This window comes from Burkholderia sp. 3C (assembly GCF_054589155.1).
This window is the reverse complement of sequence record NZ_BAAILN010000009.1, coordinates 24,145-48,199: the sequence shown is the minus strand read 5'-3', so window position 1 is coordinate 48,199 and position 24,055 is coordinate 24,145. Positions and strand designations below refer to the sequence as shown.

Here is a 24,055-nt window from a genome sequence, read left to right as displayed (position 1 = left end):
TCTGCTCTTCGGTGAATCGTTTCTTCATGCCCAATCTCCTGACTACGTGATTGGACTCTAAAGCGTCGCGCTACTCAAGGGTGGGGAGACGTCGATGCTCCGAGAAGGAGGAAGCATGGAACCCAATCAGGCGTGCGCTACGATTTGGAGAGGCGGTTATACAGCGTCTTGAGGCTGATGCCAAGCATGTCGGCTGCGTATGTTTTAACGCCACCGCAATGCGCCAGGGTGGCGGCCACCAAGCAACGATCCATTTCGTCGAGCGGCGTTGCTAACTGTACCGACACCGATTCGCGGATGTCGATTGATGCATTGTCTGACGCCTCATCGAGAATGGTGGGCGGCAACGTATCGATACAGTCATTCTCGCAGAAGATCGCTGCACGTTGGACCATGTTACGCAGTTCGCGGACGTTCCCGCGCCAGAGGCGCTGTGTCATCGCACACTGAGCATTTTCTGAGAAACGCAGGTGTCGACCACTCGTCTCGTTGAATTGAGTGAGGAACGCGTCGGCAAGTAAAATCATGTCGCGACCGCGTTCGCGCAATGGCGGCAGCGGGATCGGAAATACGTTGATACGGTGATAGAGATCGGTGCGTAGCGTGCCGAGGTCGACCGCCGTGAGCGGGTCACGGTTAGTGGCGGCTACGATGCGCACGTCCACCTCGCGTTCGCGCGAGCCTCCCAGCCGCCGCACGCGACGCGTTTCCAGCACGCGCAGCAGGCGCACCTGGAGATCCACTGGCATCTCCGCGATTTCGTCTAAAAACAGCGTGCCGCCGTCAGCGCGTTCAAAAAAACCATGATGGTCGCGATCGGCGCCGGTAAAGCTGCCGCGTTCGTGACCGAACATCTCGTTCTCGATCAGTCGCGCCGGCAGTGCGCCGCAGTTGATCGCGACGAATGGTCCGTCCCGGCGCTCGCTTAACGTGTGGATCGTCTGCGCCGCTAGTTCCTTGCCCGTGCCCGATTCGCCAGTCAGCAATACCGACGCGCTCGTTGCGGTGACGCGCGTGATCGCGTCATACACCGCCAGCATCGACTCGGAGCGGCCGAGCATTAAACCGAAGCGCGATGTCGCTCGCAGTTCTGTGGCGAGCCCCGCCAAGATGTTGCTGCGCGCCGTGTGGCGCGGCACGCGCATGAGCAGGGCCTGCAGCCGTTCCATGTTGACGGGCTTGACCAGATAATCGGAAGCGCCCAGCCGCAGCGCGTGGATAGCCGAATCGAGTGAGGCATGTCCGGTGGTCACCACGACCTCGCAGCCGAGCTTCGTCAATTCACCAAGCAGGGCCATGCCGTTGCCATCGGGCAGCATCAAGTCGCACAGCACTAGGCTTGGATGGCGCTCGCCAATGCGCAGTCGCGCTTCGGCTAGCGTGGCGGCTGTGTCGCAGCCAAGATCTTGGGCATGAGCCAGCGCCAGCATGGCCGTGCGCGTTGATTCGTCGTCGTCGACCACCAAGACATGGGGCATGCAAGCATTCTCGTTCGGGATGGGGCGGCCACAAACAAAACCGAGCACAATTCGGTTCCGATCGTATGCACATAAAACGTCGCATGCTTGACTGAAACGCAACACTAATGCGGTAGAGCGACGCCAGTGTGCGCGGGCATGCGCACGAACTCTGTACGGTATGCGTGAATGACGATGGCACGATTGAGGTCGCCGCATCGCGACGTCGACGGGCAAACCGCGCGGGCGGGCGGCCTATTTAGGCTGCGGAGCGGTCGGGGCAATCACCGATCCCGCATCGGTTGTCGCGTCCGGCATGAGCCGCGTAACGATCTCACGGAATTGAGACGTGCAGCGCACCGCGTCTTCGTGCGAATTCGTGTCAACAACTTCGAGCAAGCCGACGAGCGCACCGAGGAATGCGTCGGAGAGCGGGGTGGGCCGACCGTGCTCACGAAGATACTCGGCGTACGCGAAGATACTACGGATGAAATCGACCTGGGATGCAGAAAATTCGTCGTCGGTGATCGGTGCGGGAACGGCTGCAACGGCCTGAGGAGATAACGACGCGGGCAAACGGAAATGCGAGAGGGGATCGGTCATGCACGAATCTCGAGATATGCACGAACGCGACGTGCGCGCAAAAGCGGCGTGGCGGCCATAGGCGCATGTACTATATATATCGCCCACGCATTTGACACGCCAATAGCGCTCTTTGATTGTGCTTAAGTCAAGAAATTAAGTCAAATGTATTTGACGCCATTTTGATGATCAACTCATGCAATTTGATTGGTTTGGAACGTTCGACGAATTGAAGCGCAAGGGGCGGTTCGCCAGCGACGCACAGTTGGCGGAAAGTCTCGGGTTGACTCGCGCGCAGATTTCCGCCTGGCGTAACGGCAAGAGCGACCTCGGCGTGTTGACCAAGATCCGCATTCTCGATGCGCTTGGCCATGACACGTTGCGATCGTCGGTGCAGAGTCTGCTGCCGAGCCGGGATTACCACGAACAGGCGCAACGTCAGCAACGCCTGATCGAGCGCATACAGCGTTACGAGCAGGAAGATCGGGCGCCGCACGAAGCTAGCGATTCGTTGGCCCAGCTCAATCATTTGTTGGCAGCGCTGCCCGGTGACGAGCGTCGGCGCATCGAGCCGCATCTGACGCCCATCACGATGCCGCTCGGGCACGTCGTCTACGAATCGGGTGACCATCTCAGCCATATATATCTGCCGACCACGGCGATCATTTCGATGCTCTACGTCATGCAGAATGGTGCATCGGCCGAGATCGCAGTGGTGGGGCGCGACGGTCTTGTGGGGGTTGCGTTGTTTATGGGGGGCGAGACAATGCCGAATCGTGCAATCGTCCAAAGCAAGGGCGATGCATTCAAACTCAGCGGGCAGATCGTCAAGGATGAGTTCAAGCGTGGGGGAGCTTTGCAGCACCTGTTCCTGCGCTACACGCAAGCGCTTATCACGCAAATGGCCCAGACGGCCGTTTGCAATCGACATCACTCAATATCGCAGCAATTCTGCCGCTGGTTGCTGCTGAGCCTCGACCGTCTCGATTCAAGCGACGTGCAGATGACGCAGGAACTGATTGCCGACATGCTCGGCGTGCGCCGCGCGAGCGTGACGGAGACCGCGAGAAAGCTCCAGGAGGCGGGCCTCATCCGCTACTCGCGCGGCAAGATCGAAGTGCTCGATCGCCCCGCGCTGGAGCGTCATGTCTGTGAGTGCTATCAGGTGGTGCGGGAGGAAAGCGATCGGCTGTTGTTGCTGCGATGATCATCGTAGGATGGTCCGATATCGTCGGCTCTTAATCGATCCAGTATGGTTCTGTCGATGATCTCTCACCTGTAGAGTTGAACGGCGCTACGCACCGAACGGCTCGTGAGCGTCTATGAGACTCTGGCCGGTCCAGTCCGCTCCGCGCATCTTTTCGCTCTCAGCGTCAGTCAATTCCTTGTTTCAACGTTTACCTCCCGCTCGGACGACGTCTGCGGGAGGTATTTAAACAACCTGTTAGACCACTGCAAAGGGGCGCGAGGGAGGGCAAGCGAATCGCTTAGTTGTCAAAGCGGAAGCCCGTCGTACGCGAATAATAGTGAAGCCCAGAATCTTGCACGACGAAACTTCGCATCGTCGCTTGTCCCCGGTTGTGATGCGAGTGAAGCGATGTGGGAGGTGTCACCATCACGGAGTACTGTTTCCAGTCTGCGCGCTGTCCGTCGACTACGGAATAGACGTCGTCGCCCACGATCGACAGAGTCAGGGCAGCCGCGTTATGCCGATGGGGGCGTTGATCGTCGCCTGCCGCCAAGGTGTTCAGGTTTGCTGTGACATTCGGCGAGGTCGTGCGCAGATCCTCCATTTGCTTGTTCGTGAAGAAGACGGACTTGGCAGCCTCTACGCCGCTAGCGTCGCGCGCATAGGCCTTCTCGAGATTCAGTTCGATCTCTTCTGCTGAATAGTGGGTCGGCGCGACGCGCGCGCGGTCGCTGGCCAGTGTTCCGCAGAACGCGAGCATCGGCTCGTCCGTGACGAGATACAACATGCCTCCGTTCCGACTGCCCTGGTGAACCCGGGACTGTCCGCCCGGAAGGACGAATACGTCGCCTGCTTTCCATTCGATCGAGCCACTTTCGCCCTCGGACCGACCGCTCCCTTCCATGACGAAATAGATCTCGACGACCGAATTCGTCTCAATCGAGATCGTGCCATCTGGTGATAGGACCACATAGCGCGCCAGCATATTCGGAGTCGTGGCGGGGTAAGTCAGGCCCATTTCGCGACTGAGATCGAGCGCGATGATGCGCGTGTTACCTGTATCTGCAAGTAAGTCGAGTCGTTCGTCCTCGAAGCTATGGATGGGCACGGGCGGTTGTTTATAGACGAATGGGTTCACCGGAACGTAGAAGATTGCATTCTTTTCGGCATCCGTTTGACCCGAGCTGGTCTCTGCCAGCGGGTTGTACTCTAAAGTTTTCATGCTGTTCACTCGCGTTTTGTTTAAGCGTTAAGCCGGGAGAGTTGGAATAGCAGATCGACGAAAATCAGCGGGACTCGATATGTCGATACTCGGGAATCGGGATTTCGTCACGATCAGCGGACTTTTCCTGCACGCTTCGCTCATGACGCTTGGCAACCCATGCTACGAGAATGGGAGAGATAATCGCCGTAACGACGACGCAGGATGCAACAAGCAGCGTGGCTGACTTCGCGGCTTCTTGGTACACGGGATTGGCTGCGGCGACGAGCGCCGGTACGGCCGCTGCGTTACCTGCGGTATTCGCAGCGGCAGTCCCCGCCACGCCGGTGCCGCCCGTCAAACGATCAGCGAGATACAGCGGAATACCGGTTATCACCACCACGCCGATGCCGAGCGCCACACCCAGCAAGCCGGCTTGCCAGACTTTGTGCAGATCGAGTCCGGCGCCGAGGGATAGGGCGAAGAAGGGAATCATCACGGGCACGGGTTTCGCGAGAAACGCTCTCATCTCGCGGTCGAGGTTCCCGAGGAGCATGCCGAGCGCAAGCGGCAGGATGCTGCCGATGAGCGTCTGCCAGGGGAATCCAGAGAGGCCTGCAACACCAAGCGTGATCATTGTGAGAAGGGGGCCGGATTCCAGCGACATGAGCGTGTACGCTCCGACATCCTCGGATCGGCCGTATTGCCCCATAAGCGCCATGTAGAGGCCGCCGTTTGTGTCGTTCATTGCCGCAACAACCGCCAAGGTCGAAATCCCCGCGAAGACACCGGATGAAATCGGTTGTTCACCGAGAATTCGTCCTAGAATCACCCCGACGACCACCGCCGCGCCGACTTTGGTGAACAACAGCGCGCCACCCTTTTTGAGGAGATATGGCGTTGCTTTGACATCGATGCTGGCGCCCATGCAAACGTAGAAGACCGCGAGAATGGGTAGTGCACCGCTGAACATAGCGTTGGTGAACGAGCCGAAGAATTTCGGCATGCCGGGGATGAACGTCGCAATCAACGAGCCGACCACGAGCGGTACGATCATCATGCCACCCGGAACACGTTCGATTGAACGTTTTATTGCGATCTGCGCCATGCTTGTCTCCAGACGTCGTGCGTCGATTGGTGATGTGTGATGAGAGACGTGCGCATCTCTCAATCACTATTTGCTACAGCTCCAGATAACTTCGCTCCGCTTGCGACGGATGGGTGCGCAATACTTCTTCGATCAGGTCGCAGCTCTAGTCAGACATTTCCGGAATGACGATCCCGCCATCGGCGATCTGAGACGAGCAGGAAAAGAGTGAGTTGTCCCGAGCGACGCGATCGACATCGACTTCCATTACGAGCAGCCGTCGTCGCACGCTATCGCCTCCACTCGGTCTAGCTTCTTGGCTAATTCTGCATACAAGTTAATTGTTAACAATTAACTTGTATGCAGTCTCCAACGTTGAAATGACTCGGTCAAGCTCACGTAAACCACTAATTTCGACAATTAGTACGGTTATTAATTGTTGGTGACGTTCGAGCGGGACGGGAAAGTGCAGGATTCAATGAAATTCTTAAATAAGTACCCGCGTGATCATCGGCAAGAAAAGTTTCGACAAGCAAGCCGATTGGATTTGTGATGTGATCTTCATCGGCGACCTGATACCAGGGGGGAGGCTCATGGAACTGGGCCTAGCCGCTCAGATTGGCCTTTCGCGGTCGAATGGCGCCTGCAGCTGTAACTCGATCTCTTACGCCTTTGCTTCCACGGGCACGAAATTACGGACAGGGCTGCCGAAACCTGATGGCAGCCTGAAATTCGCGTGCACGGTTTGCGGTTTTGCGCACCGTAGAGCTTTCTATGGCACGGGTTCTTTCCTCAATCGGACTGCGCTTCTCGCAGTAGATGCCTGGGCATCGTGACGATCAAGAGAGCCGCGGCAGCCACAAGTGCCACCGCGAACACATACAAACCGAAATCGAGCCGTCCCGTCTCCGTTTTGATCCACCCCAGCAGAGAGGGGCTTGCGAATCCACCAATCAATCCGATGCAATTGATGACTGCAAGGCCACCTGCGGCACCCGAGTTCGACAGATAAGAGGTGGGAATGGTCCAGAAAACCGGCATGGCCGATAAGACGCCAATTGCAGTAACGGTCAGGATGCACAGGGCAATCGTCAGGCTGGTATGAACCAACGTCACGGCCACGAGGCCCACGGCGGCTACGATCATGCCGAGAGCGACATGCCAGCGCCGCTCGCGAGTCTTGTCGGAATGGCGGCCCACGAGCACCATGCAGATCGCAGTGATCAGATAGGGAATGGCCGTCAGGACGCCGATTTGCAACGGATCACTGACATGAAAACTTCGGACCATCGTGGGAAGCCAGAAGCTGATGATGTATAACCCCGCCGCGATGGTGAAATACACGATCGAGAGAAGGTACAGCCTCGGATCACGCAGCGTGCTACCAAAAGAGTGATCACGTTCCCCGACGGGCTTCGCGCCCTTCACGGTTTCCATCACGATCTGCTTTTCACCTTCCGTGAGCCAGTTTGCGTCGGCAGGGCGATCCGCCAGCACGAAGAGCACGAGAATCCCGAGTGCGACCGACGGAATTCCCTCGATGATGAATAGCCATTGCCAGTCTGCCAGGCCATGTAATTGACCCAGGTTCGCCATAATCCACCCTGACAGCGGGCCGCCTATGACACCCGAGACGGCGATCGCTGACATGAACATCGTAATGATCTTGCCTCGCATCGCGGGCGGATACCAGTAAGTCAGATACAGGACAATGCCCGGGAAAAATCCGGCCTCGAAAGTCCCGAGCAGAAAACGTGCAAAGTAAAACTGAAGAGGAGTTCTGACGAAAACAAAGCTGATCGAGACCAATCCCCAGACCACCATGATCCGCATCATGGTTTTGCGGGCACCAATCTTTTCAAGAAGAAGATTGCTTGGAACCTCGAACAGAACGTAGCCCAGGAAAAAGATTCCCGCGCCCAAGCCGTACACGGTGTCGGAGAAGCCGAGGTCATCCTTCATCGAGAGTGCGGCAAACCCGATGTTGACGCGGTCCAGATAAGCAAAGACATAGCAGATAAAGAGGAAGGGGACGAGCCTGCGTGTCACCTTCGCGTACACCGCACGAATGTCACTGCGAGTACCGGTATCCGTCGCCGCAGATGCGGATGTTGAAGAGCGAACGATTGTCATAATCGCACCTCGAAATTTGTGTTGTGATTGCTTAGTCACTAGACCGCGATGGGTCGGGTGTTCGTTGTGTTCAAAGTCCCAGGTGACTGCGCTTGGCTTGCGGGGGATGTGCGAGCAGCATCTCTTCCACCGGGTCACATCCCCAGCCGGGTGCGTCGGGTACCTTGATCGAGCCGTCGATAATCTGCGGCGTCTGGGTAAAAAGCGCGTCGTCCCAAGCGATGCGATCGACGTCCACTTCCATGACGCGCAAATTAGGCACCGCTGCCGCAAAATGGACGTTCATCATGGTGGAGAGGTGGCTGTAGAAATTGTGAGGCGCGATGTTCACATCGTAGGCTTCGGCCACGTTGGCAATTTTCATCGCCTGCCATACGCCGTTCCAGACCGCATCGATGATCGCCACATCCACGGCCTGCGCCTGGAAGTACGGAAGGAATTGGCGAATGCCGAGCAGCGTTTCGCAGCTTGCGATGGGAGCATGGCTGCGTTGGCGGATATGTGCGAGCGCTTCCGGGTTGTACAGATCGAGTTCGACCCAGAACAGATCAAAATCCCGCAACTCCCGAATCAACGTGAGAAAGCCTTCCGTGCGAGCGTTGAAGTTAAGGTCAATCAGCAGATCGACGTCGGCCCCGGCTCCTTCACGGAGTGCGCCAAGATGGGCCTGCATGTTTCTGATCAGTGCCTTGTCGACGTTCAGACCCGGCAGATACGGTGCGCCGAAACCTGCCATCCATTGGCGAGGTTTTCCATCCTGGTTGACGAAAAGATTCGTCTTGAGCGCACGGAAGTTGGCGTTTCGTGCGTCTTCACCTGCCTTCTTGACTCCTTCGAGATCCGTAATGGCAGGTGAGTAGAGGGTAGGGTGTGTGATGCGCCACGTTGCGCAATGCGACCAGTAGATCGGAATATGATCTCGTTGCTTGCCGCCCAGCAATTGATAGCAGGGGACGCCCAAGGATTTGGCCTTGGCATCGAGCAGAGCATTTTCGATTGCACCCAGGGCCTCGGCGCTCAAGCCGAGGGGAGCAGGACGCAGTGATGCAGCAAGCCGGCCGTACAACTCCTCATGGTTGTAGACGGACATCCCGATGAGTCTGGTCGCCAGTTTTTCGATGACCGATGTCAACCCGGGCGGCCCGAAGGACTCATCGTATTCGCTCCACCCCACGATGCCTTCATCGGTCACTATTTTCAGGAAATAGTAATTTCTCCAACCACCGTCGCAGGCGATCGTCTCGATTTTTTCAATTTTCATGATGTCCTTTGTCTATGATTAATTGTTAACAATTAACATTAACGCAGTGTTGCCTCGCGGCTCCTCACGGTCAAGTGGGTGTTAACCACTACCGACTGGGTACATGTTACCGATTGTTAACTGTTGACGATGCGCCGGATGAACGTGATCATGGTCGTCTTCAATAGGTCTTTTCCATGAATGCTCGCGTAACCATTGACAAACGAAGCCTGGATCAACAGGCGGCCGACTGGATTCGGGATGCCATATTCGCAGGCGACCTGATGCCTGGAATGAAGCTCACCGAGATCGGTTTGGCTGCGCAGATAGGGTTGTCTCGCTCAACCGTGCGCGCTGGTATGCAGCGGCTGGCGCGAGAGGGGTTGCTGATTCAACACGCTTACACCGGCTGGGAGGTTTTTTCTCTTTCTTCCGAGGATGCATGGGAGCTATATACGCTTCGCAGCACGCTTGAAGGGATGGCGGCACGCCTTGCGGCGCAACATATCGACGATGTGGGTCGAGGACAACTAGATCGGGCACTGGCGGAATTGAAGTCGGCTATTGCTGCCCAGGATCGCCGCAGCATCGCCCGGACAGATCTGGCATTCCACGAGACGATCGTCAGGCTTTCAAGGCATCAGCGGCTCGTCGCTCAATACGCTTTGATCAGCGATGCTGTCCAGCTCTACATCCTCTCGACGAATCGCTTGATGGGATATTCAAACTCCATCTTGCCCGAGCATGAGCAGATGGCCAGTGCAATTTCTTGTGGGGACGCGCTCGAGGCGGAGCGGCTGGCCAGTGATTCGGCGCGATCGCACGGAGAACGCTTGATGAAGGTGTTGGAGTCAAGTGCGAAGTAACCGCGCGCTAGTAGCCTCCTGCCACGGTTCGTCGAGCCTAACTGGAGTCCGATACATCCCCGGCGCCACCAGTGACGTCGCTCAGCAGGTTCTGCTGACCTTGATCGCATAACCTGGCTGACGGTTATGGACCTGCGGGCGCTATCCAAAGCTACAAGCCAGCCTTGGTTCGCATCACGGTGCAGACGCCGGTGGGAGATTTGAGTACCGGCACCGCCTTCCACATCGGCGACGACGGTTGGTTGGTCACGGTGGCCCATGTGCTGCGCGATGGCGTTGTGCGGGAAGTGGTGGCCTATACAGCTGACCGGCTCGATCCACGGCCATTGCCGGGATGGCAATGCACCGGACCAATTCCTGCAGATATTGCGTTCTGGTACGTTTCGGAAATAGACGCGATTTCGTCTCAATGACTCTGTGCAAATGCACAGCGGTGCCATCGGCACGCATCCGTTCACGTTGCTGCTGCGCTGTAGCGAAATGCAAGCGGAGCGGCGCTGGCTAAAGGGAAATTTTTTTCGACTGTAACCACTGGGCTCGATCCTGCGAATAAAGGGGTAGCCAATCTGGCTCGATAGGATCGACATTAATCTTCGATGACAAGCCCAATTTCTTCGAGATCGGAAGCTGCGATCGTGGCCGGCCCAACCCAGCGCCATCGGAAAAAAGAATGCCTCGCTTTCACGATAAAAATCGTTGCCGATGATCAGGCACTCGAGCGCGCGTTGATGTTGCGTCACGCGGCATACATGCGCCATGTTCCGGAGTTCGCATCATCGATGCGGCAATCCGAGCCGGACGACTACGGGCCGAACAGCTTTACGCTACTCGCAGAGTCAAAGTCCGACCATAGCCCGCTGGGAACGATGCGGATTCAGACCAATCACGCCGCTCCACTGCGCATCGCGCAATCGGTGAGGCTGCCTGAGTGGATCTCGGGCCGCATGGCCAATGCGAACCGACTAGCGGTAGTGGCGGGAGATCGAGGTAAAACGGTCAAGATGGGCCTGTTCAAAGCCTTCTACCTGCTCTGTTTGCAAGAAGGCATCGAGTGGATGGTTGTAGCGGCAAGAAGGCCGCTCGATCGCCAATACGCGGCGCTGCGTTTTCGCGATGTCTTTGGTCAAAACGAATTTATTCCACTCGCCCATGCAATGAACATTCCTCATCGAATTATGGCGTTCGATGTTGGCGGGGCAGATCAAGAGTGGCGCGAGCACTCGCACCCGCTACGCGAGTTCATGATGTTGATGGATCACCCCGACATCAATTTGAATGTCGCCCGACCGCATTCCATTTCGAACGCTTGATTGGACGATGGAAATGTTGGAAGCGATCGGGAAAATTGATTCAGGAATTCATTGTTCGGTATGCCGAACCATAACCTTAACCAGCGGATGCTTCGCGCCGAAATTTCGCGAGACGTATTTCGTCCGTTGCAATTGCAGAGAGATCCAGCAGTAGCGCTTTATGCAGCTCGCTCGGACGACGCGGTTTGACATCCATCACGCATACCGAGCCGAGCGCAAAACCTTGTTCGTCGAAGATGGCCGCCTACAACCTGACACGCTTGAGGACGCCGGCGGCGTTGCGCCCGCAGGCCACCTGATGGGGCGAGATGCCGCCATAAAAGTGGTCTGACGGGCAGAAAATCGGCCGCGATATCGGAATCGAGCGCGACGCGAACGCTTTTCTGGATCGCGGGGGAGATAAATGCGTCAGTCGGTTTGGTATTTCAACGGCCTGCTAGCCATCGCTCGAGCGCCTTGCACTCCTGCGAGGTCTCTGCTGTAAGCCCATCCGCCTGCACACCGTCGCCGCCCCAAAATTCACCGGTTCGCGTATGGCTCTGGGCCAGTGCCGTCGGCCTCATCGGAGAAGCCTTGCCTTACTATGGCGTGCCCCGCGTGGGTGTTTCGCTGCGCGCAACAGCATGACGCAGCGTCCTTGTTCTCGTATCAGCATGTGCCGGAGTTGATGCAGACATTGATGTGAAAAGCATAGCGCACTCGCGCGGCAACGAGAGCCGTCGGCGGGCGTTTCCCTGCGCTGCGCTATGGCCTCGCCTTTCGCGCTTCGCCTCGCGCCACGCCGCGCAAGCCTCCCTCCTTCGGGCGTCAGTCCGCGCGCCTGCCTCGCGAGGTGACCGTCATTCAATGAAATTTGTGATCTTCATTTTGATATAAAACGAAGTGGCGGTTGCTATCCGGTTGAAGAGATTGAAAAGGCGTCGTAGGACCGATGCTTTAATAACAAAAAGAGGTTGCCTGTCACGGCTGTACGTCTGTCTTGAAATTACAAAATGAAAACATCTTGAAATTTAATAGAAATGTAGTAGCTTGTATTATCGAATAAAAAGGGGGAGCCATGAAACGGGCCAATTGGTTGGGCGTAATTGGTGCGGGATTTGTCGGGATCGCTGTTATTGTTTTCGTAATTCGAGACATTAAGGCGGCCGACGAGGGGCAAGGTGCAAATGGTGCGCAGGCTGCGTCGTCGCAGGTTAAAAATGAAAAACAAGAATCACCGACGACCGCCTCATCCCATTCGGGTCGGAATGGTTCGCTTGCGAGCTCCTTGAATAGCGCGGAAAGCTCGGCTTATGATGAAAGTCTTCGAGGAAAAGTCACAAACAAATATCGAGTTAGAGACGATATTCTCAAATATATCGATCAAAATTACAAAGATGAAAAGACAAGGGCGGCGTTTATAAATTATGCCGCTGCCCAACAAGATTTTATCGAGTATGGAGGGACGCGAGCAGGGGCGATTCAAGCGGGCGACAAGCTGATGGTGAAGGCAGCTTGTGTCTTTAAGCTTATCGGGGTGGATCGGGCGGACGAGCTGAAGTCTGTAACGGCGATGACAGTGGATACTGAGGAAAGATTCAGGGCTTACTGGAAAGCTGTCGACCTTCACGCGGGTCGCATCATCGACGCCCCAAAGGGGGATTCATGCGAATAATCAAGGTTGCTTTAATGTCAGTCGCGCTGCTGGCGCTGCCCAATGCAGTAAACGCAAGTGCCAACAAATGCCAGTCTCCGTATAAAATATTTTTTAGCAACGGCGTCCTAAACACAATTGACGATATGGTGGCCGCTCGGGAGGTGATTGCTTCCCAGGTTGGGAGTCAATTTAATGGCGTTCCGGTTGATTATTCGAATATGGCTAATCAGACTGGCGGAATTATTGATGACCTAATGCGGGTGTATAAGCAAAAGTTGTCAGAAAATCCGAATCTAACCTGGACCATTCTGATGAGAGCTGTGGTCGGGTTGTCGACTGGCATCGACCCGTCACTATTTTCGCAGGCTCAACAAGCCGTGGCCGAGGTGAACGCGAACAGCGCCTCAAGGATTGGAGGCGATGTGGCGTCGACCACCGCGTACGCGGACGCAAATGTGCAAACGCAGGTGGCGCAAGTAACGAGCACTATATTGAATGACGGTACCCGAGTACTAATAGTTGCGCATTCGCAGGGAAATTTGTACTCCAACGCGGTATATCAACGGGCGATTTCTGCTCCAGGTGTTAAGCCAGCCAATATAAAGGTTATTGGGGTAGCCTCGCCCGCAGCGCAAATCCTGGGTGGCGGAAGTTACCTCACATCTGATTCAGACGTCGTTATAGGTGCACTGCGCCTCGCCACGGGCAATGTCCTTCCGGCTAATGTTTCGGTTCCTTTTAATCCGGATGATATTAGTGGCCACCTTTTTCTGAAAACATATATGAAAGGTTCTCTCCCATTGAGAGGCCAAATTTTCTCTGCGATCTCTTCGACTCTTCCTCAAATCGAAGAGCCGGAAAGCACTTATGACTGGCTAGTTAAGCAACGCGTAGCCATTTCTGCTGGCTGGGGCGGCGGAGAGCAGGATGCTAGTTTCATACCCAGCCAAGTTTGCTCGGCTCCATGGTCACTGATTAACTATTGCCAGGAGGGAGGTTCGACTGATTTTTTAAAGAACGCGGCCGGCGCCTACTTTGATCCGAAAGTGCAATTTTATTCGGCAGAATCCACCAAAGCGCTGAATCGTCTTCTCCCATACTCAGCGGATGCGTCAAATCCAGACAGTGGATTGTACCGACTCATTATGGGTGTCTGGCCGATGGTGTCTGCATACACTCAAATTGAAGAGACGTATAACGGTGCCGGGGACCTGATTTCATCGACTACCAAATGGGGGTCCAATTATTATGATGCCTCCATGAATTTTTCGATGAGCCCACCCGATCCGCAGAGTTATCCGACGAATTTTTCGGAGACTTTCCCGCGAACTCATGTCGTCTATCATGCAAAACTAGAGGACTCGGTTCGAAATGCAGTCAATAGCCTTCCTCCCGGTAAAGCGGTGTTAGAGGTATACGACGAGGGATCGTCCATCAAGTCCGTACCTGGCTGGCCTGAGCTCCAATTTGCAGTAGTCAATAGAATGGTGAAGCTTAAGATATGCAAGCCTATTCCTGCTGCTTAAATTGTCACGCTGCGGCTAAGTTAATATTATCGGGAGATTTGTATGGCGAAGTTGACGGGATTTTTGCTATTGATGGGATTGGTTTCGATAGCGCAGGCGAGTGGCGGAAGTATCTCGGTAGTTGAATTTCAGCAGAGTGGGATTTTGCTCGCAAACCAATCTGGGCCGACATTTGGCCCGGGGTCGCTCGCATCGTGCCAGCCTTTACCCGGCGATAAGGCGAGAGTGTTGATGATTTCGTCCTCCGGCTTGCTTCAACTCCTACGAGTTAGGCTACTTGATGGACGTTGCTCGGGAACGACAGGCTTGACGAATCAGGCCTCAGTGAAACCCCTTTGACCTTCGACGCGCCATGCGAGCCCGGCTTGATGTTCGGCCGGCTCGCCGTGTCGCGCTCAAACAGGTCGGACTGAACGAAGTCCACTTTTTACTCGCGGAGCGGCGACTCCATCGCGCTCCCGTATCAATTTGCCAAGGTGCGTCCGTACGGGCGAACGCGTCGTCAACGCTGCGCTTGGCGCGTGGCTTGCCTGAAATACCCCAAGCCAGCCGAACCTATGACCTGTCGCCCTCCGAGGTCGAGAACTCGGTGGACGACGGCAAGCGAGGCATGGAGAACGCGCTTCGCGCCAATTCGCTGGACGTCAAAGAGCAGTACGAGCGGCAGATCAAGGAGTTGCAGGAGGCCTACGGCGAAGCCATGCTGGAGTTGCGCGCCAGAAAAAAATTGCAGTCCCTGCTGGGCGAGGACGAGAAGTGATCGAAACGATCCAGCAGGGACTGAAAGAAGAAGGCGTAGTCGTTTCGATTTCCAAGCTCTGCAGGTGGTTCGATGTGCCGCGCCGAACCGTGTATTACCGGCCAGTCAAGGCACATCTGGTCGTGCAAGCGCGTTTCTCGGAGCCGATCAAGGCGATGATCGAGGAGTCACCGTCGTTCGGCTATCGGACCGTGGCACACCTGTTGGGCTTCAATAAGAACACGATGCAACGTGTGTTTCAGTTGATGGGCTGGCAAGTGCGCAAGCGGCCGGTTGGCTTTCGGCCACGCGTGCAATCGATGCCATCGGTTGCGCTCAAGCCAAACGAGCGCTGGTCGACCGACATGTGCCGCGTCTGGGCAGGACGAGATGGCTGGGCAACCTTGGCCTTGGTCATCGATTGCTACACGCGCGAGTTGCTGGGCTGGCACCTGTCTCGAAGCGGCAAGGCGACGACTGCGGCCAGCGCGCTGGAGCACGCGTTGATTGCCCAGTTCGGCACGCTGGGTCGGGTATCGACGCCATTCCTGTTGAGGAGCGACAACGGCCTGGTTTTCACGAGCCGAACGTACACGAAGCTGGTGCGCGATTACGGCCAGAAGCAGGAGTTCATCACGCCGCATTGCCCGCAGCAAAACGGCATGGTGGAGCGGGTGATCAGGGCGCTGAAAGAGCAGTGCGTACACCGGCAACGCTTCGAATCGCTACAGCATGCGAGCCGAGCCATCGCCGACTGGATTCAGTTCTACAACCACCGGCGACCGCATCAATCGCTGAAGATGAAGACCCCGGCCGAGGCGTTTGTTTTAGCCGCTTAACCTGAGCAGGTTTGGCTGGGTTATTACAACTGCCCGACCTAGCCAAATATGGATTTGGGCGGCACACTCGAGCAAACGCGTAAGGGGTGACGGCCGAACGGTCGAATCAGCGGGCGCTAACGAAGAGCGCCTTCGAGATATTGGGCAATTTGGACGATGTGCTCGAACGCCTGTTCGCGATCAAGCGAGTCGCATAAGAAGACAACAAGGCTGACGTCATCGGCGCGAGGCATTATGCGCGCTACGACGACATCTACGCGTGAGGGTCGGCCTCGTCGACAACAAGAATCGGGAGAGAATAATGAGATTGAAGTCGGTTAGCGGTACGGCGCTTGGGGTTCGTCATGCTGCTGAAATGGCCGGGCCAACCCATGCCGCTATATTCGAACTAAGAGGGCAGCCAATATCGCTCCTGCTCCCTGAAGTAGTGGCGATATCCGACGGTGATGAGGTTGTAGTTGCCGGAATCGAGAAGCGGGGTCTTCTGCGTGGGCTTGCTTACCAGAACAAGACAAAGAGAGTGAGTGGAAAGTCCGCCGTCGTTCTGCCGTTGGTCATTGGCGTTATCTTTTGTTTCACCGGCTTACTTTGCCCAATCGGGATGTGGGTAATTTATATCGCCCGCAGAAACCACAAAGCATACCGTGCCGTTGCTGAGGAAAGCGCTGGTGCTCGCAGCGAGTACCACACAGGAGAGAAGTAACTATGTCAGACGTAGCACTGGAATTACCGACGGGCGAGGCGACCGGGTTTCCGCTCTCGGATATGATTGGCGCGGGCGGACCGTTACCAGACAATCCGGACATCTATGAGGTTCTGCTCGCTTATGGCCAGTGGACGCCGATTCGGAAGTATCTCGATCAGCAAGGGATCGCTAATAATTTTTCCCAAGTAACGAGTTACCGGAAAACGCTTTGCATTTTCCGGCTGGTTGGGGATACCGACCTGTGGCTCAATACTCAGCTTACTTCGTGGGGATATTCCGATCCAGGAAACTTCGAATCACTGGCCCCATGGTTGCGACATCGGTTTCGAGTGCGAAGTGACCCGTGTCGTAGAAGTGCAACTCCGTATTTGGATCGTCACGTTTAAACGCTTCCGCTCCCGGTGGGAGGAAGAACGGATCGTTCTTCCCCCATACCGCGAGGATGGGTGGATGGTATTTGCGGAAATAGGCCTGATATTTAGGATATTGCGCGACGTTATTCGCGTAATCCTTGAACAGGTCAAGCTGGATCTCCTCATTTCCTGGCCGCGAAATCAACGCTGCATCCAACGTGTAGGACTCTGGAGCCACTTGATCTGGATTTCTTGTGCCGTGTGTGTATTGCCACTTGATCGCATCGAGTTTAAAGAATGGACGCAGCGCATCGCGGTTGGCCTCCGACGGGTCCTTCCAGTATTTTTGAATCGGTGCCCAGCCGTCGCTTAGACCTTCCTCGTAAGCATTGCCATTCTGCGAGACGATAGCAGTGATTCGTTCAGGATGCGCCACCGCCAAACGCCAACCCACAGGCGCACCGTAATCGAATACTTGAATAGCATAGCGATTCAGCTTCAGTTTCTCGGTGAAGGCATCGATGGTCTTGGTGAGGTTGTCAAACGTATAGTCATATTGGCCACGCGGCGGACTTTCAGTAAAGCCGAAGCCCGGCATGTCCGGTGCGATTACGTGATACCGGTCGGCTAGCATCGGTATCAAGTCTCGGTACATAAATGACGATGTTGGAAAGCCGTGCAACAACAGAACCGTCGGTGCAGAAGGGTCGCCGGCTTCTCGATAAAACACGTTGACGTCACCTACTTGCAGGTAGTGAAAGCTCACATTTCGGTTGATGGCCTGCGTTTGGCCGACCCGGGTAGCTTGGCCGCTTGCGGCGCTAGCTTCGCTGACGATTCCCACTGACATCAGCGCGCTCAGAAGAAGGTAACTCAGCTTCACAATCAGTTTCTCCATGACAAAGCGAGCATGAGTGACTCGCAAATTATGTTACAGAAGCATCGTGTGGCCTCCTTCTGTAACCAGAAAAAATCATCATTGAGGTTACGGATGCTTGTGTAACCTGTCAATAGGTTTTTGAAGGTTACTGAAAATTTAGAAGGCAGCGGGGAACGCGGCGATGAAGGTGTTATCCAGCGGACCACTGGATCTTCTGGTCGGCAGACTCTGTTTGGTTGGGAAACCGCACTGAAGTGGACGGCTATCGTCTGGAGCGTGCTAGCGAGTATTCGAGAAAAGTCGTGGGTTGCGCAGTTCATCGGTTTCCGAGGAAAGGTACCTCAGCTTTGGTGTATTCAACAAAGAACCGGAACAGGTCATGCTTCGCCACCGAAGTCATCCTTTTACGTTGCACATCGTGATCAAGCAATGGCAGAGCGTCATTCGGTTGCACCTACACACGAACTCCCGAGAGAATTTCATGAAACGAGCATTTCCGATGTTGGCGACCGCCGTGCTGGCCGCGACCTTCTGCACGACTGCCTCGGCGGCGGACACCTATCAGCTGGATCCTGACCACACGTATCCGAGCTTCGCGACGGATCACTTCGGCGGCTTGTCGATTTGGCGAGGGAAATTCACGAAGAGCAGCGGCACTGTCGTACTCGACGAAGCCGCGCAGACCGGTACGCTTTCGGTGACGATCGATGTGACTTCGATCGACACCGGGAACGAGAAACTGAACCAGTGGGTGCGCAAACCAGGGTTCTTCGACATGACGAAGTATCCGACCGCCACCTACCAGGGCACACGCATCCGCTTCGAGAACGGCAAGCCGGCCGAGGTGATCGGCACGTTCACGATGAACGGCATCACGAAGCCGCTGAACCTGCATATCGAATCGTTCAAATGCATTCAGCATCCCCTGCTCAAGCGGGAAGTCTGCGGGACCGAGGCGACTGCCACGCTGGATCGCAGCGATTATGGTGTCGACTGGGGTAAATCGTATGGTTTCGACATGAAGACCACGCTGCAGATCCAGGCGGAAGGGATCAAACAGTAAGGCGGCTTTCTCCGACGCGGCGCCTCGTTGCATTCGCAGTTCCGGATGATCCGCGGCATGGATAAACGTGAAAAATATCTGTGCTTCCGGCTACGGGTGGTGTTCGGCGACGAGTCGCTTTAGCGTGTCCTGGCATTGCGTCGTGCGGCCTACGGGCTGCGTGCCCAGGACCGGGCTGTCTGATACCTAGAGTCGAACCTCCTATGCCCGTCATGTGTGTGTAACCGACGCGGAAGGTGGACCGAACTGGCAATGGACTGCCGGCGCGACTGGCAACTCACCCAAAGCATTCCACTTTCAAAACGGAGGAGCACGCCATGCATCCAACAGGTCGCCTTGTTTCATTTGTCGGATCGGACGCGGGCACATGGCGCGTCGCCGCGATGCAGGCCGTCGCCGGAGACGCGTTGCCGGCCATCACGGCGCTGATGGCACTGGATGGCTCGGTAGCGTCGTCTGACTTGCCTTCCTCGGCCGCTTGGTCTCTACGTGGCGTCACCAGCAACGAGCGATATACGAGTCGCGACGAGAAGGCCGCGCTCGTCGCGTCGCAGCCGGGCTTGGGGCGTGACGCCGCCACCTACGCTGCGCTGATCCCGATACGCAAGCGCGTGGACTGGTGGTTGCTCACTCAGGAAGAGCGCCGCGAGATCTTGGAGACGCGCTCGCGGCATATCCAAATCGGCCTTGAGTATCTGCCGGCGATCGCTCGAAAGCTCTATCATTGCCGCGATCTGTCGGAGCAAGAGCCGTTCGATTTCCTGACCTGGTTTGAGTTCGCCCCGGCGGAGCGGGCGCGCTTCGACGACCTGCTTGCCGCGCTGCGCGAGACCGAGGAATGGAAATACGTCGATCGGGAAACGGAGATCCGTCTGGAGCGCGCCCCAAGCCGCTGACCGTATCCGGCCGGCCGGTCCACTTTACTTTCGACCGCGACTCATTTTGGGTCACGGTCAAATTGCTCAAGTGGCCTTCTACAGTCATTCCTGAGAAAACAGGTTTTCGTTGCAGATACGGTAGCTGGCCGCCCATGGCCGGATCCGCTCAAACTCTGCGCTTGCTCGCATCACGTCGAAATCGGCGTGTCGATTGCCGATCAATTGCATGCCGACCGGCAGGCCATCGGATGAAAAGCCCGCCGGTATCGATGCAGCGGGATGCCCTGAGAAATTCGTCAAATACGTCATACACCACCCGATCAACGGATCCACCTGCGCGCCGCCGATCTGTGAGGGCCCTACAGTGCTACCTCGTTCATCCGCATTCTTGACCGGCAAGCAACCAAGCACCGGGCTGGCCACGATATCGAAATCGTCGAATGCAGCGTTGAAGGAGTCGAACACGGCGGTGCGCATGATCTGATCACGAACAATATCCGCTGGCGACATGGCGCGTGCGACGTCCACCCACTGGAAGACTGCTTCCGGCACACCGGCACCTGCGACCGTCAGGTCGATCCCGTCGGCACGAAAGCCGTCGATTACCGCCGCCATTCTGAAGCCGACCGAACGGCACCACAGTGCGCTAAGCTCTTGTTGTGAATAAGGCAATTTGATCGATACCCGATCAACATGAGCTCCGGCAAGTTCGAACGCTTTGACCGCACTTTGTACGACATTAGCGACTGCAGCATCGACGGGAAACACGCCAAAATCGTCCGTGTAACCGATGCGCATGCCGCGGGTCGGACAGTTCGTCGCACCGATCCAATCTACCCGATCCGACCTTGAATACGGATCGCGCGGATCGTATCCCGCCAGTTGCGACATGACGAGCGCCGCATCGACGACGCTGCGCGATACCGGTCCTTCGAAGATAAACGGTGAAACACCGTCGAATCCATTGGGACGCGCAACGATTGGAACGCGGCCTTGCGAGGGCTGAAAACCAAACACACCGGACCATGACGCGGGGATACGAATCGATCCCCCGCCGTCATTTGCATGCGCGACCGGAATCAACCCGGCCGCCACCGCCGCTGTGCTCCCGCCCGACGATCCGCCGCTGTTACGCGTCAAATCAAACGGATTGCGGGTCGGGCCAAAAAGCACGTTGTCGGTCGTACCGCGAAAACCCAACGCCGGTGCGTTCGTCATGCCAACGACGATCGCGTCTGCAGATTCGATGCGTTGCGGATACCAAGACGCCGCTGCATCAAAGCGGAAATTCTTCATTGCCGACAGACCGCCGAACGTCGCTGGCCAACCAGGATAGAAACAGAACAGATCTTTGATCGCAGTCGGTACGCCGGCTAGCGCGCCCACCACTTCCCCTCTCATGATGCGGCCCTCAAGCTGCACCGCGCGTTCCATTGCGTGCTCCGGGTTCAGATAGACGAACGCGTTGAGCTGGTCATTTGCGCGCTCGATGCGCTGGAGGGCGCGCTCCATGACCTCGACGGGGGAAACAGCTTTCGTGCGAACCAGCTCTGCAATCAACGCCGCGCTGAGCGGCAAATCGTCGTACGTCATATCGTCCTATTCGTCCCACTCACAGGCTCGGGAATTCGTTCGTCACTGTGCGCTCTAGGCGTATTGCGCGGTCGCGGCGCGGTGTGCGATGACGCGGCCGCAATCTGCGGCCATCGCCGGGCCTGCGAGCCTCAAGTATTTGTCGAGTTGTTCCGGCATGCTGATTTGCTGAATCGCAACACCCGATACGCTTTCGGCATGCTGTTATCCAAACAAGGCGTAAGCCAATCTATCTATTTCGGCCCTGCTCTCTGTGTGGGCATCATGCCGCGCGATGCGACGTCGTTGAATCGTCTGGATTCGAGTTTTGCCTCCTCGGAAAACGGAGAGGTGATGTAAGCACGCACGATTTACTTCGACGTTCTTGACGATCGAACATCACGGGAAGCTCGATGGTGATCGAGCCGTTGCCATTTATGTGGCGGTCCACGCGTTGCTTAGGGCAGGTTGCGCATTTGGCGCCGCCTTCGGTCATGTTGGCGATCGGGGCCTGTGTTTAAGGAGGCTCCAGCCACCGCGTCCTGGTTGGTAACCCGAAGCGGCTTTATCGGTTTTGTTGAATCGGTCGTGCCACCGATTCCAAGAGCGAGCGAGCTGCTTCTGCTAAGATCGTGCCATCGCTAGCAGAAGCGTTCCGCTCGCATTGGAGAAGCCCATCTGGGTCTGTGTTGTACCTAATTGTTCCTACGTCAACTCATTGTTGCGGGTTATAGGTGAGCGAGCCCCCGTCGACCCGCTGGACACATGAGGTTGATATGAATGCACATCCCGTTCATCCCTTCCGCAGTATCGCCGACGCGCGACAGTCTGCTTTTTCGCTTTTCCGCTTCTTTCGATTCTATTCACTGGAGTATGTCGAATCGGACGGCACACGCAGTAAGCTTGGCCTCCAGCGAGTCCACTTACTGGTTGCGATGCTGTTCGGATACCGCCAGTGGTCAACTTTGCTTCGCGATATCGGGCACACACTCAATGTGTCCTACTTCGATGAAAATGATTCCGTCGAGGTAATGTGTCGAAAATTCAGTGATAGGCTCGTACCGCACTTGGCCCACCCGGACGCCGATAGGGTCTATTGGGCGCTACGAAGCTCGGGGTTCGGGTGCAGCCCGGAACGCCGCAAGATCTCCCTCCAGGTAATGGGACTCTATGGCTGCGATACTGTTGAACAATGGCATCAGCTCGACATGTTGGCGAGAGGATATCGATACGTGACTAGATACGGCCATGGCCGCACTCTTTATGACGTCGAGATGATCGAGTGGGAATATCAAAAAAATGTCGCACAAGTCTTGGGAAAAAAGGTTCCACGAAAGCCTAGGCGATCAAAGAGAAATCAAGGTCGTTGAGGATTGATCTGCGAGGAGAATCACGTGCCCTGTCTCATTGAGGCACGTGATTCTCAGAACGCTAGAAGGCCGCAGTGTTAGTTCGTCAAGACGATGAGTGGCGCGTAAACCCTGCACTCGCTGGAGGTGCGGTGGTAAGCGACGCTCCGCAGAGACGGCTTGCCGACGATACTTCGCGGGTCTGTTTTTCCAGATGTTGTCGATAAACGGGCATCCCACAAACGTATGCAATCGCGTCTGGAAGCGCTGCCTGAGCAGGCTGAACGCACCGGTCAGCGCGCCGGCGGGCAATAGTGCCTACGAGGCCACGCGGATTGAGACGCACGAGCGGGTCGTTAGCAAGGCGGGTAGCGGTATTGGTCCCTTCAGCATCGCGTTACTCAAGGTAGGGAGACGTCGCTGGCTCAATTGCGGGCGATCTTCCTCGAGCACAGGTCGATTTCGAGGCACAGGCGTAAATACCGCCTGCCGCTTCGGCGTTCTCGACGCAGGTCAGGCTCCGGCATGAAGGACGAAACCCAACTGAGACATGTAGCCAAGGTCGACAGGGTATCGATCCAAGTCACATGTATGCGGCCTGTGCGCACGCCACGACGAGTGGCTTCGAGGGAGCAAGCCACGACGCGGTGTTCAAATCGCATTCGGTCGACGTTGCCGCGTTGATTGAAGAGGCGACGCAGCAGCCAGGTCCATCAGCGTCGCGATGTGATGGCTGGGACCTGCGAAACTGGCGAACTCCCGCAAGCGTTCCGGGCCAAATCCAACATGCATGTGGAAGATCTCCAGATTTGGACGAATTTCTTGGCGTCTGCTGGATACGTCCGAGATTTGCCTGATCGTTCAAGTTTTTTGAACGAAATGATCGAAAATATACAACTATTTTTATCGATACATCTCGGGTAAATTCGCAGTCGCAAATGAAGCATGTCGCATACGTTGCATGCTCATGAAGCAATCACGTCAGCTTTGTTGACGTCTTCTTAGGGATATTAGCCATGCCGAACGTGCTGGTGGGAGTTGTTGTGCCATGAATGCAACCGATCTTCTCGAAGCACATCTCCGTGAGATGTTGGTGGATTTCTCCGCGTGGCGAGCGCTATACGCCGAAGATGCCACGATGGTGTTCGTTTATGGCGCTTCGGCGGGAGTGAGTAGCCCTCTCCACGGCATCGAGGCGATAGCCGCCGGCGTCAAAGGATTTTTGAACGCTGTAACCGGATTCAGCGTAAAAATCTCGAAGCTTCATAAAATCGAAGGCGAGGATGCCGTCATTGCCGAACTCGTTGGGGCAGGGATCGTGGTAAGCACCGGGAAATTCTACAACCAGGAGTATGTTGTTTATCTACGTGCCGAGCATGGAAGAATCGTATTGATTCGAGAGTATTTTGATCCATCGCGGGTTGTTGCGGCGTTTCAGTCTTGAGTTTA

General features: G+C 56.0%; 20 protein-coding genes and 1 pseudogene. 13 read left to right on the top strand and 8 right to left on the bottom strand.

The window, feature by feature from the left end:
- Positions 1-137 precede the first annotated feature (137 nt).
- Together ACYP33_RS00705 and ACYP33_RS00700 are read right to left on the bottom strand one after the other, a co-directional pair.
- Positions 138-1,478 (bottom strand): sigma-54-dependent transcriptional regulator, encoded by a 1,341-nt coding sequence (locus ACYP33_RS00705; protein ID WP_459619034.1) that lies wholly within the window; start codon positions 1,476-1,478, stop codon positions 138-140.
- Between the two features lie 234 nt (positions 1,479-1,712).
- Positions 1,713-2,060: a hypothetical protein gene (locus ACYP33_RS00700; RefSeq protein ID WP_459619032.1), complete on the bottom strand. Its 348-nt coding sequence runs from the start codon at positions 2,058-2,060 to the stop codon at positions 1,713-1,715.
- 490 nt (positions 2,061-2,550) lie between these two features.
- Between ACYP33_RS00700 and ACYP33_RS00695 the strand changes: the two genes are divergently transcribed.
- Entirely contained in the window at positions 2,551-3,246 is a 696-nt protein-coding gene (locus tag ACYP33_RS00695) for a Crp/Fnr family transcriptional regulator (RefSeq protein WP_459619039.1), read from the top strand.
- 280 nt (positions 3,247-3,526) lie between these two features.
- On the opposite strand, the gene ACYP33_RS00690 is transcribed toward ACYP33_RS00695, so the two are convergent.
- The 4 genes from ACYP33_RS00690 to ACYP33_RS00675 form a co-directional block, all read right to left on the bottom strand.
- Positions 3,527-4,450 (bottom strand): cupin domain-containing protein, encoded by a 924-nt coding sequence (locus tag ACYP33_RS00690; protein ID WP_459619030.1) that lies wholly within the window; start codon positions 4,448-4,450, stop codon positions 3,527-3,529.
- Positions 4,451-4,514: 64 nt separating this feature from the next.
- Complete coding sequence (locus ACYP33_RS00685) at positions 4,515-5,537, bottom strand: 2-keto-3-deoxygluconate permease (protein WP_459619028.1); 1,023 nt, start codon at positions 5,535-5,537, stop codon at positions 4,515-4,517.
- A gap of 771 nt (positions 5,538-6,308) precedes the next feature.
- Positions 6,309-7,649 carry an MFS transporter gene (locus tag ACYP33_RS00680; RefSeq protein WP_459619027.1) on the bottom strand — a complete coding sequence of 447 codons (1,341 nt, stop codon included), beginning with the start codon at positions 7,647-7,649 and terminating at the stop codon, positions 6,309-6,311.
- A 70-nt stretch (positions 7,650-7,719) separates the two neighbouring features.
- Positions 7,720-8,910: a mandelate racemase/muconate lactonizing enzyme family protein gene (locus tag ACYP33_RS00675; protein WP_459619025.1), complete on the bottom strand. Its 1,191-nt coding sequence runs from the start codon at positions 8,908-8,910 to the stop codon at positions 7,720-7,722.
- A gap of 176 nt (positions 8,911-9,086) precedes the next feature.
- On the opposite strand from ACYP33_RS00675, the gene ACYP33_RS00670 reads away from it, so the two are divergent.
- The 8 genes and pseudogenes from ACYP33_RS00670 (at position 9,087) to ACYP33_RS00635 (ending at position 16,508) form a co-directional block, all read left to right on the top strand.
- On the top strand, positions 9,087-9,755 hold the full coding sequence (locus tag ACYP33_RS00670; protein ID WP_459619024.1) for a GntR family transcriptional regulator: 669 nt from the start codon (positions 9,087-9,089) through the stop codon (positions 9,753-9,755).
- Positions 9,756-9,919: 164 nt separating this feature from the next.
- Positions 9,920-10,168, top strand: a complete 249-nt coding sequence (locus ACYP33_RS00665; RefSeq protein WP_459619023.1) for a hypothetical protein — start codon at positions 9,920-9,922, stop codon at positions 10,166-10,168.
- A gap of 183 nt (positions 10,169-10,351) precedes the next feature.
- A complete protein-coding gene (locus ACYP33_RS00660; protein WP_459619021.1) occupies positions 10,352-11,065 on the top strand; it encodes a hypothetical protein in 714 nt (237 codons plus the stop codon).
- Positions 11,066-12,122: 1,057 nt separating this feature from the next.
- On the top strand, positions 12,123-12,719 hold the full coding sequence (locus tag ACYP33_RS00655) for a hypothetical protein (RefSeq protein WP_459619019.1): 597 nt from the start codon (positions 12,123-12,125) through the stop codon (positions 12,717-12,719).
- Complete coding sequence (locus ACYP33_RS00650; protein WP_459619017.1) at positions 12,710-14,227, top strand: hypothetical protein; 1,518 nt, start codon at positions 12,710-12,712, stop codon at positions 14,225-14,227. Before ACYP33_RS00655 ends, ACYP33_RS00650 begins: the two co-directional genes overlap by 10 nt.
- A 541-nt stretch (positions 14,228-14,768) precedes the next feature.
- Positions 14,769-14,987, top strand: a pseudogene (locus ACYP33_RS00645) (DUF1153 domain-containing protein); the annotation flags it as partial.
- Complete coding sequence (locus ACYP33_RS00640; protein WP_459619015.1) at positions 14,984-15,805, top strand: IS3 family transposase; 822 nt, start codon at positions 14,984-14,986, stop codon at positions 15,803-15,805. The pseudogene ACYP33_RS00645 and the gene ACYP33_RS00640, both read left to right, overlap by 4 nt.
- A gap of 301 nt (positions 15,806-16,106) precedes the next feature.
- Complete coding sequence (locus ACYP33_RS00635; protein WP_459619013.1) at positions 16,107-16,508, top strand: hypothetical protein; 402 nt, start codon at positions 16,107-16,109, stop codon at positions 16,506-16,508.
- Positions 16,509-16,769: 261 nt separating this feature from the next.
- Here ACYP33_RS00635 and ACYP33_RS00630 read toward each other — a convergent pair whose 3' ends face one another.
- On the bottom strand, positions 16,770-17,762 hold the full coding sequence (locus tag ACYP33_RS00630) for an alpha/beta fold hydrolase (protein ID WP_459619011.1): 993 nt from the start codon (positions 17,760-17,762) through the stop codon (positions 16,770-16,772).
- Between the two features lie 463 nt (positions 17,763-18,225).
- Between ACYP33_RS00630 and ACYP33_RS00625 the strand changes: the two genes are divergently transcribed.
- Entirely contained in the window at positions 18,226-18,807 is a 582-nt protein-coding gene (locus ACYP33_RS00625; protein ID WP_459619009.1) for a YceI family protein, read from the top strand.
- Positions 18,808-19,124: 317 nt separating this feature from the next.
- Positions 19,125-19,703 (top strand): chlorite dismutase family protein, encoded by a 579-nt coding sequence (locus ACYP33_RS00620; protein ID WP_459619007.1) that lies wholly within the window; start codon positions 19,125-19,127, stop codon positions 19,701-19,703.
- 84 nt (positions 19,704-19,787) lie between these two features.
- Here the strand turns inward: ACYP33_RS00620 and ACYP33_RS00615 are convergent, their stop codons facing one another.
- Positions 19,788-21,278: an amidase gene (locus ACYP33_RS00615; protein WP_459619005.1), complete on the bottom strand. Its 1,491-nt coding sequence runs from the start codon at positions 21,276-21,278 to the stop codon at positions 19,788-19,790.
- A 755-nt stretch (positions 21,279-22,033) separates the two neighbouring features.
- Here ACYP33_RS00615 and ACYP33_RS00610 point away from each other — a divergent pair.
- Positions 22,034-22,627 carry a hypothetical protein gene (locus ACYP33_RS00610; RefSeq protein ID WP_459619003.1) on the top strand — a complete coding sequence of 198 codons (594 nt, stop codon included), beginning with the start codon at positions 22,034-22,036 and terminating at the stop codon, positions 22,625-22,627.
- A gap of 1,027 nt (positions 22,628-23,654) precedes the next feature.
- Positions 23,655-24,050, top strand: coding sequence for a nuclear transport factor 2 family protein (locus ACYP33_RS00605; protein WP_459619001.1), 396 nt, complete (start codon positions 23,655-23,657; stop codon positions 24,048-24,050).
- Positions 24,051-24,055: the final 5 nt, after the last annotated feature.

Coding starts and splice junctions, on each gene's coding strand:
- ACYP33_RS00690 (WP_459619030.1), bottom strand. CDS start 4,450: ATGAAAACTTTAGAGTACAACCCGCTGGCAGAGACCAGCTCGGGTCAA.
- ACYP33_RS00605 (WP_459619001.1), top strand. CDS start 23,655: ATGAATGCAACCGATCTTCTCGAAGCACATCTCCGTGAGATGTTGGTG.
- ACYP33_RS00655 (WP_459619019.1), top strand. CDS start 12,123: ATGAAACGGGCCAATTGGTTGGGCGTAATTGGTGCGGGATTTGTCGGG.
- ACYP33_RS00615 (WP_459619005.1), bottom strand. CDS start 21,278: ATGACGTACGACGATTTGCCGCTCAGCGCGGCGTTGATTGCAGAGCTG.
- ACYP33_RS00680 (WP_459619027.1), bottom strand. CDS start 7,649: ATGACAATCGTTCGCTCTTCAACATCCGCATCTGCGGCGACGGATACC.
- ACYP33_RS00620 (WP_459619007.1), top strand. CDS start 19,125: ATGCATCCAACAGGTCGCCTTGTTTCATTTGTCGGATCGGACGCGGGC.
- ACYP33_RS00670 (WP_459619024.1), top strand. CDS start 9,087: ATGAATGCTCGCGTAACCATTGACAAACGAAGCCTGGATCAACAGGCG.
- ACYP33_RS00625 (WP_459619009.1), top strand. CDS start 18,226: ATGAAACGAGCATTTCCGATGTTGGCGACCGCCGTGCTGGCCGCGACC.
- ACYP33_RS00650 (WP_459619017.1), top strand. CDS start 12,710: ATGCGAATAATCAAGGTTGCTTTAATGTCAGTCGCGCTGCTGGCGCTG.
- ACYP33_RS00635 (WP_459619013.1), top strand. CDS start 16,107: ATGAGATTGAAGTCGGTTAGCGGTACGGCGCTTGGGGTTCGTCATGCT.
- ACYP33_RS00660 (WP_459619021.1), top strand. CDS start 10,352: ATGACAAGCCCAATTTCTTCGAGATCGGAAGCTGCGATCGTGGCCGGC.
- ACYP33_RS00610 (WP_459619003.1), top strand. CDS start 22,034: ATGAATGCACATCCCGTTCATCCCTTCCGCAGTATCGCCGACGCGCGA.
- ACYP33_RS00705 (WP_459619034.1), bottom strand. CDS start 1,478: ATGCCCCATGTCTTGGTGGTCGACGACGACGAATCAACGCGCACGGCC.
- ACYP33_RS00700 (WP_459619032.1), bottom strand. CDS start 2,060: ATGACCGATCCCCTCTCGCATTTCCGTTTGCCCGCGTCGTTATCTCCT.
- ACYP33_RS00630 (WP_459619011.1), bottom strand. CDS start 17,762: ATGGAGAAACTGATTGTGAAGCTGAGTTACCTTCTTCTGAGCGCGCTG.
- ACYP33_RS00685 (WP_459619028.1), bottom strand. CDS start 5,537: ATGGCGCAGATCGCAATAAAACGTTCAATCGAACGTGTTCCGGGTGGC.
- ACYP33_RS00675 (WP_459619025.1), bottom strand. CDS start 8,910: ATGAAAATTGAAAAAATCGAGACGATCGCCTGCGACGGTGGTTGGAGA.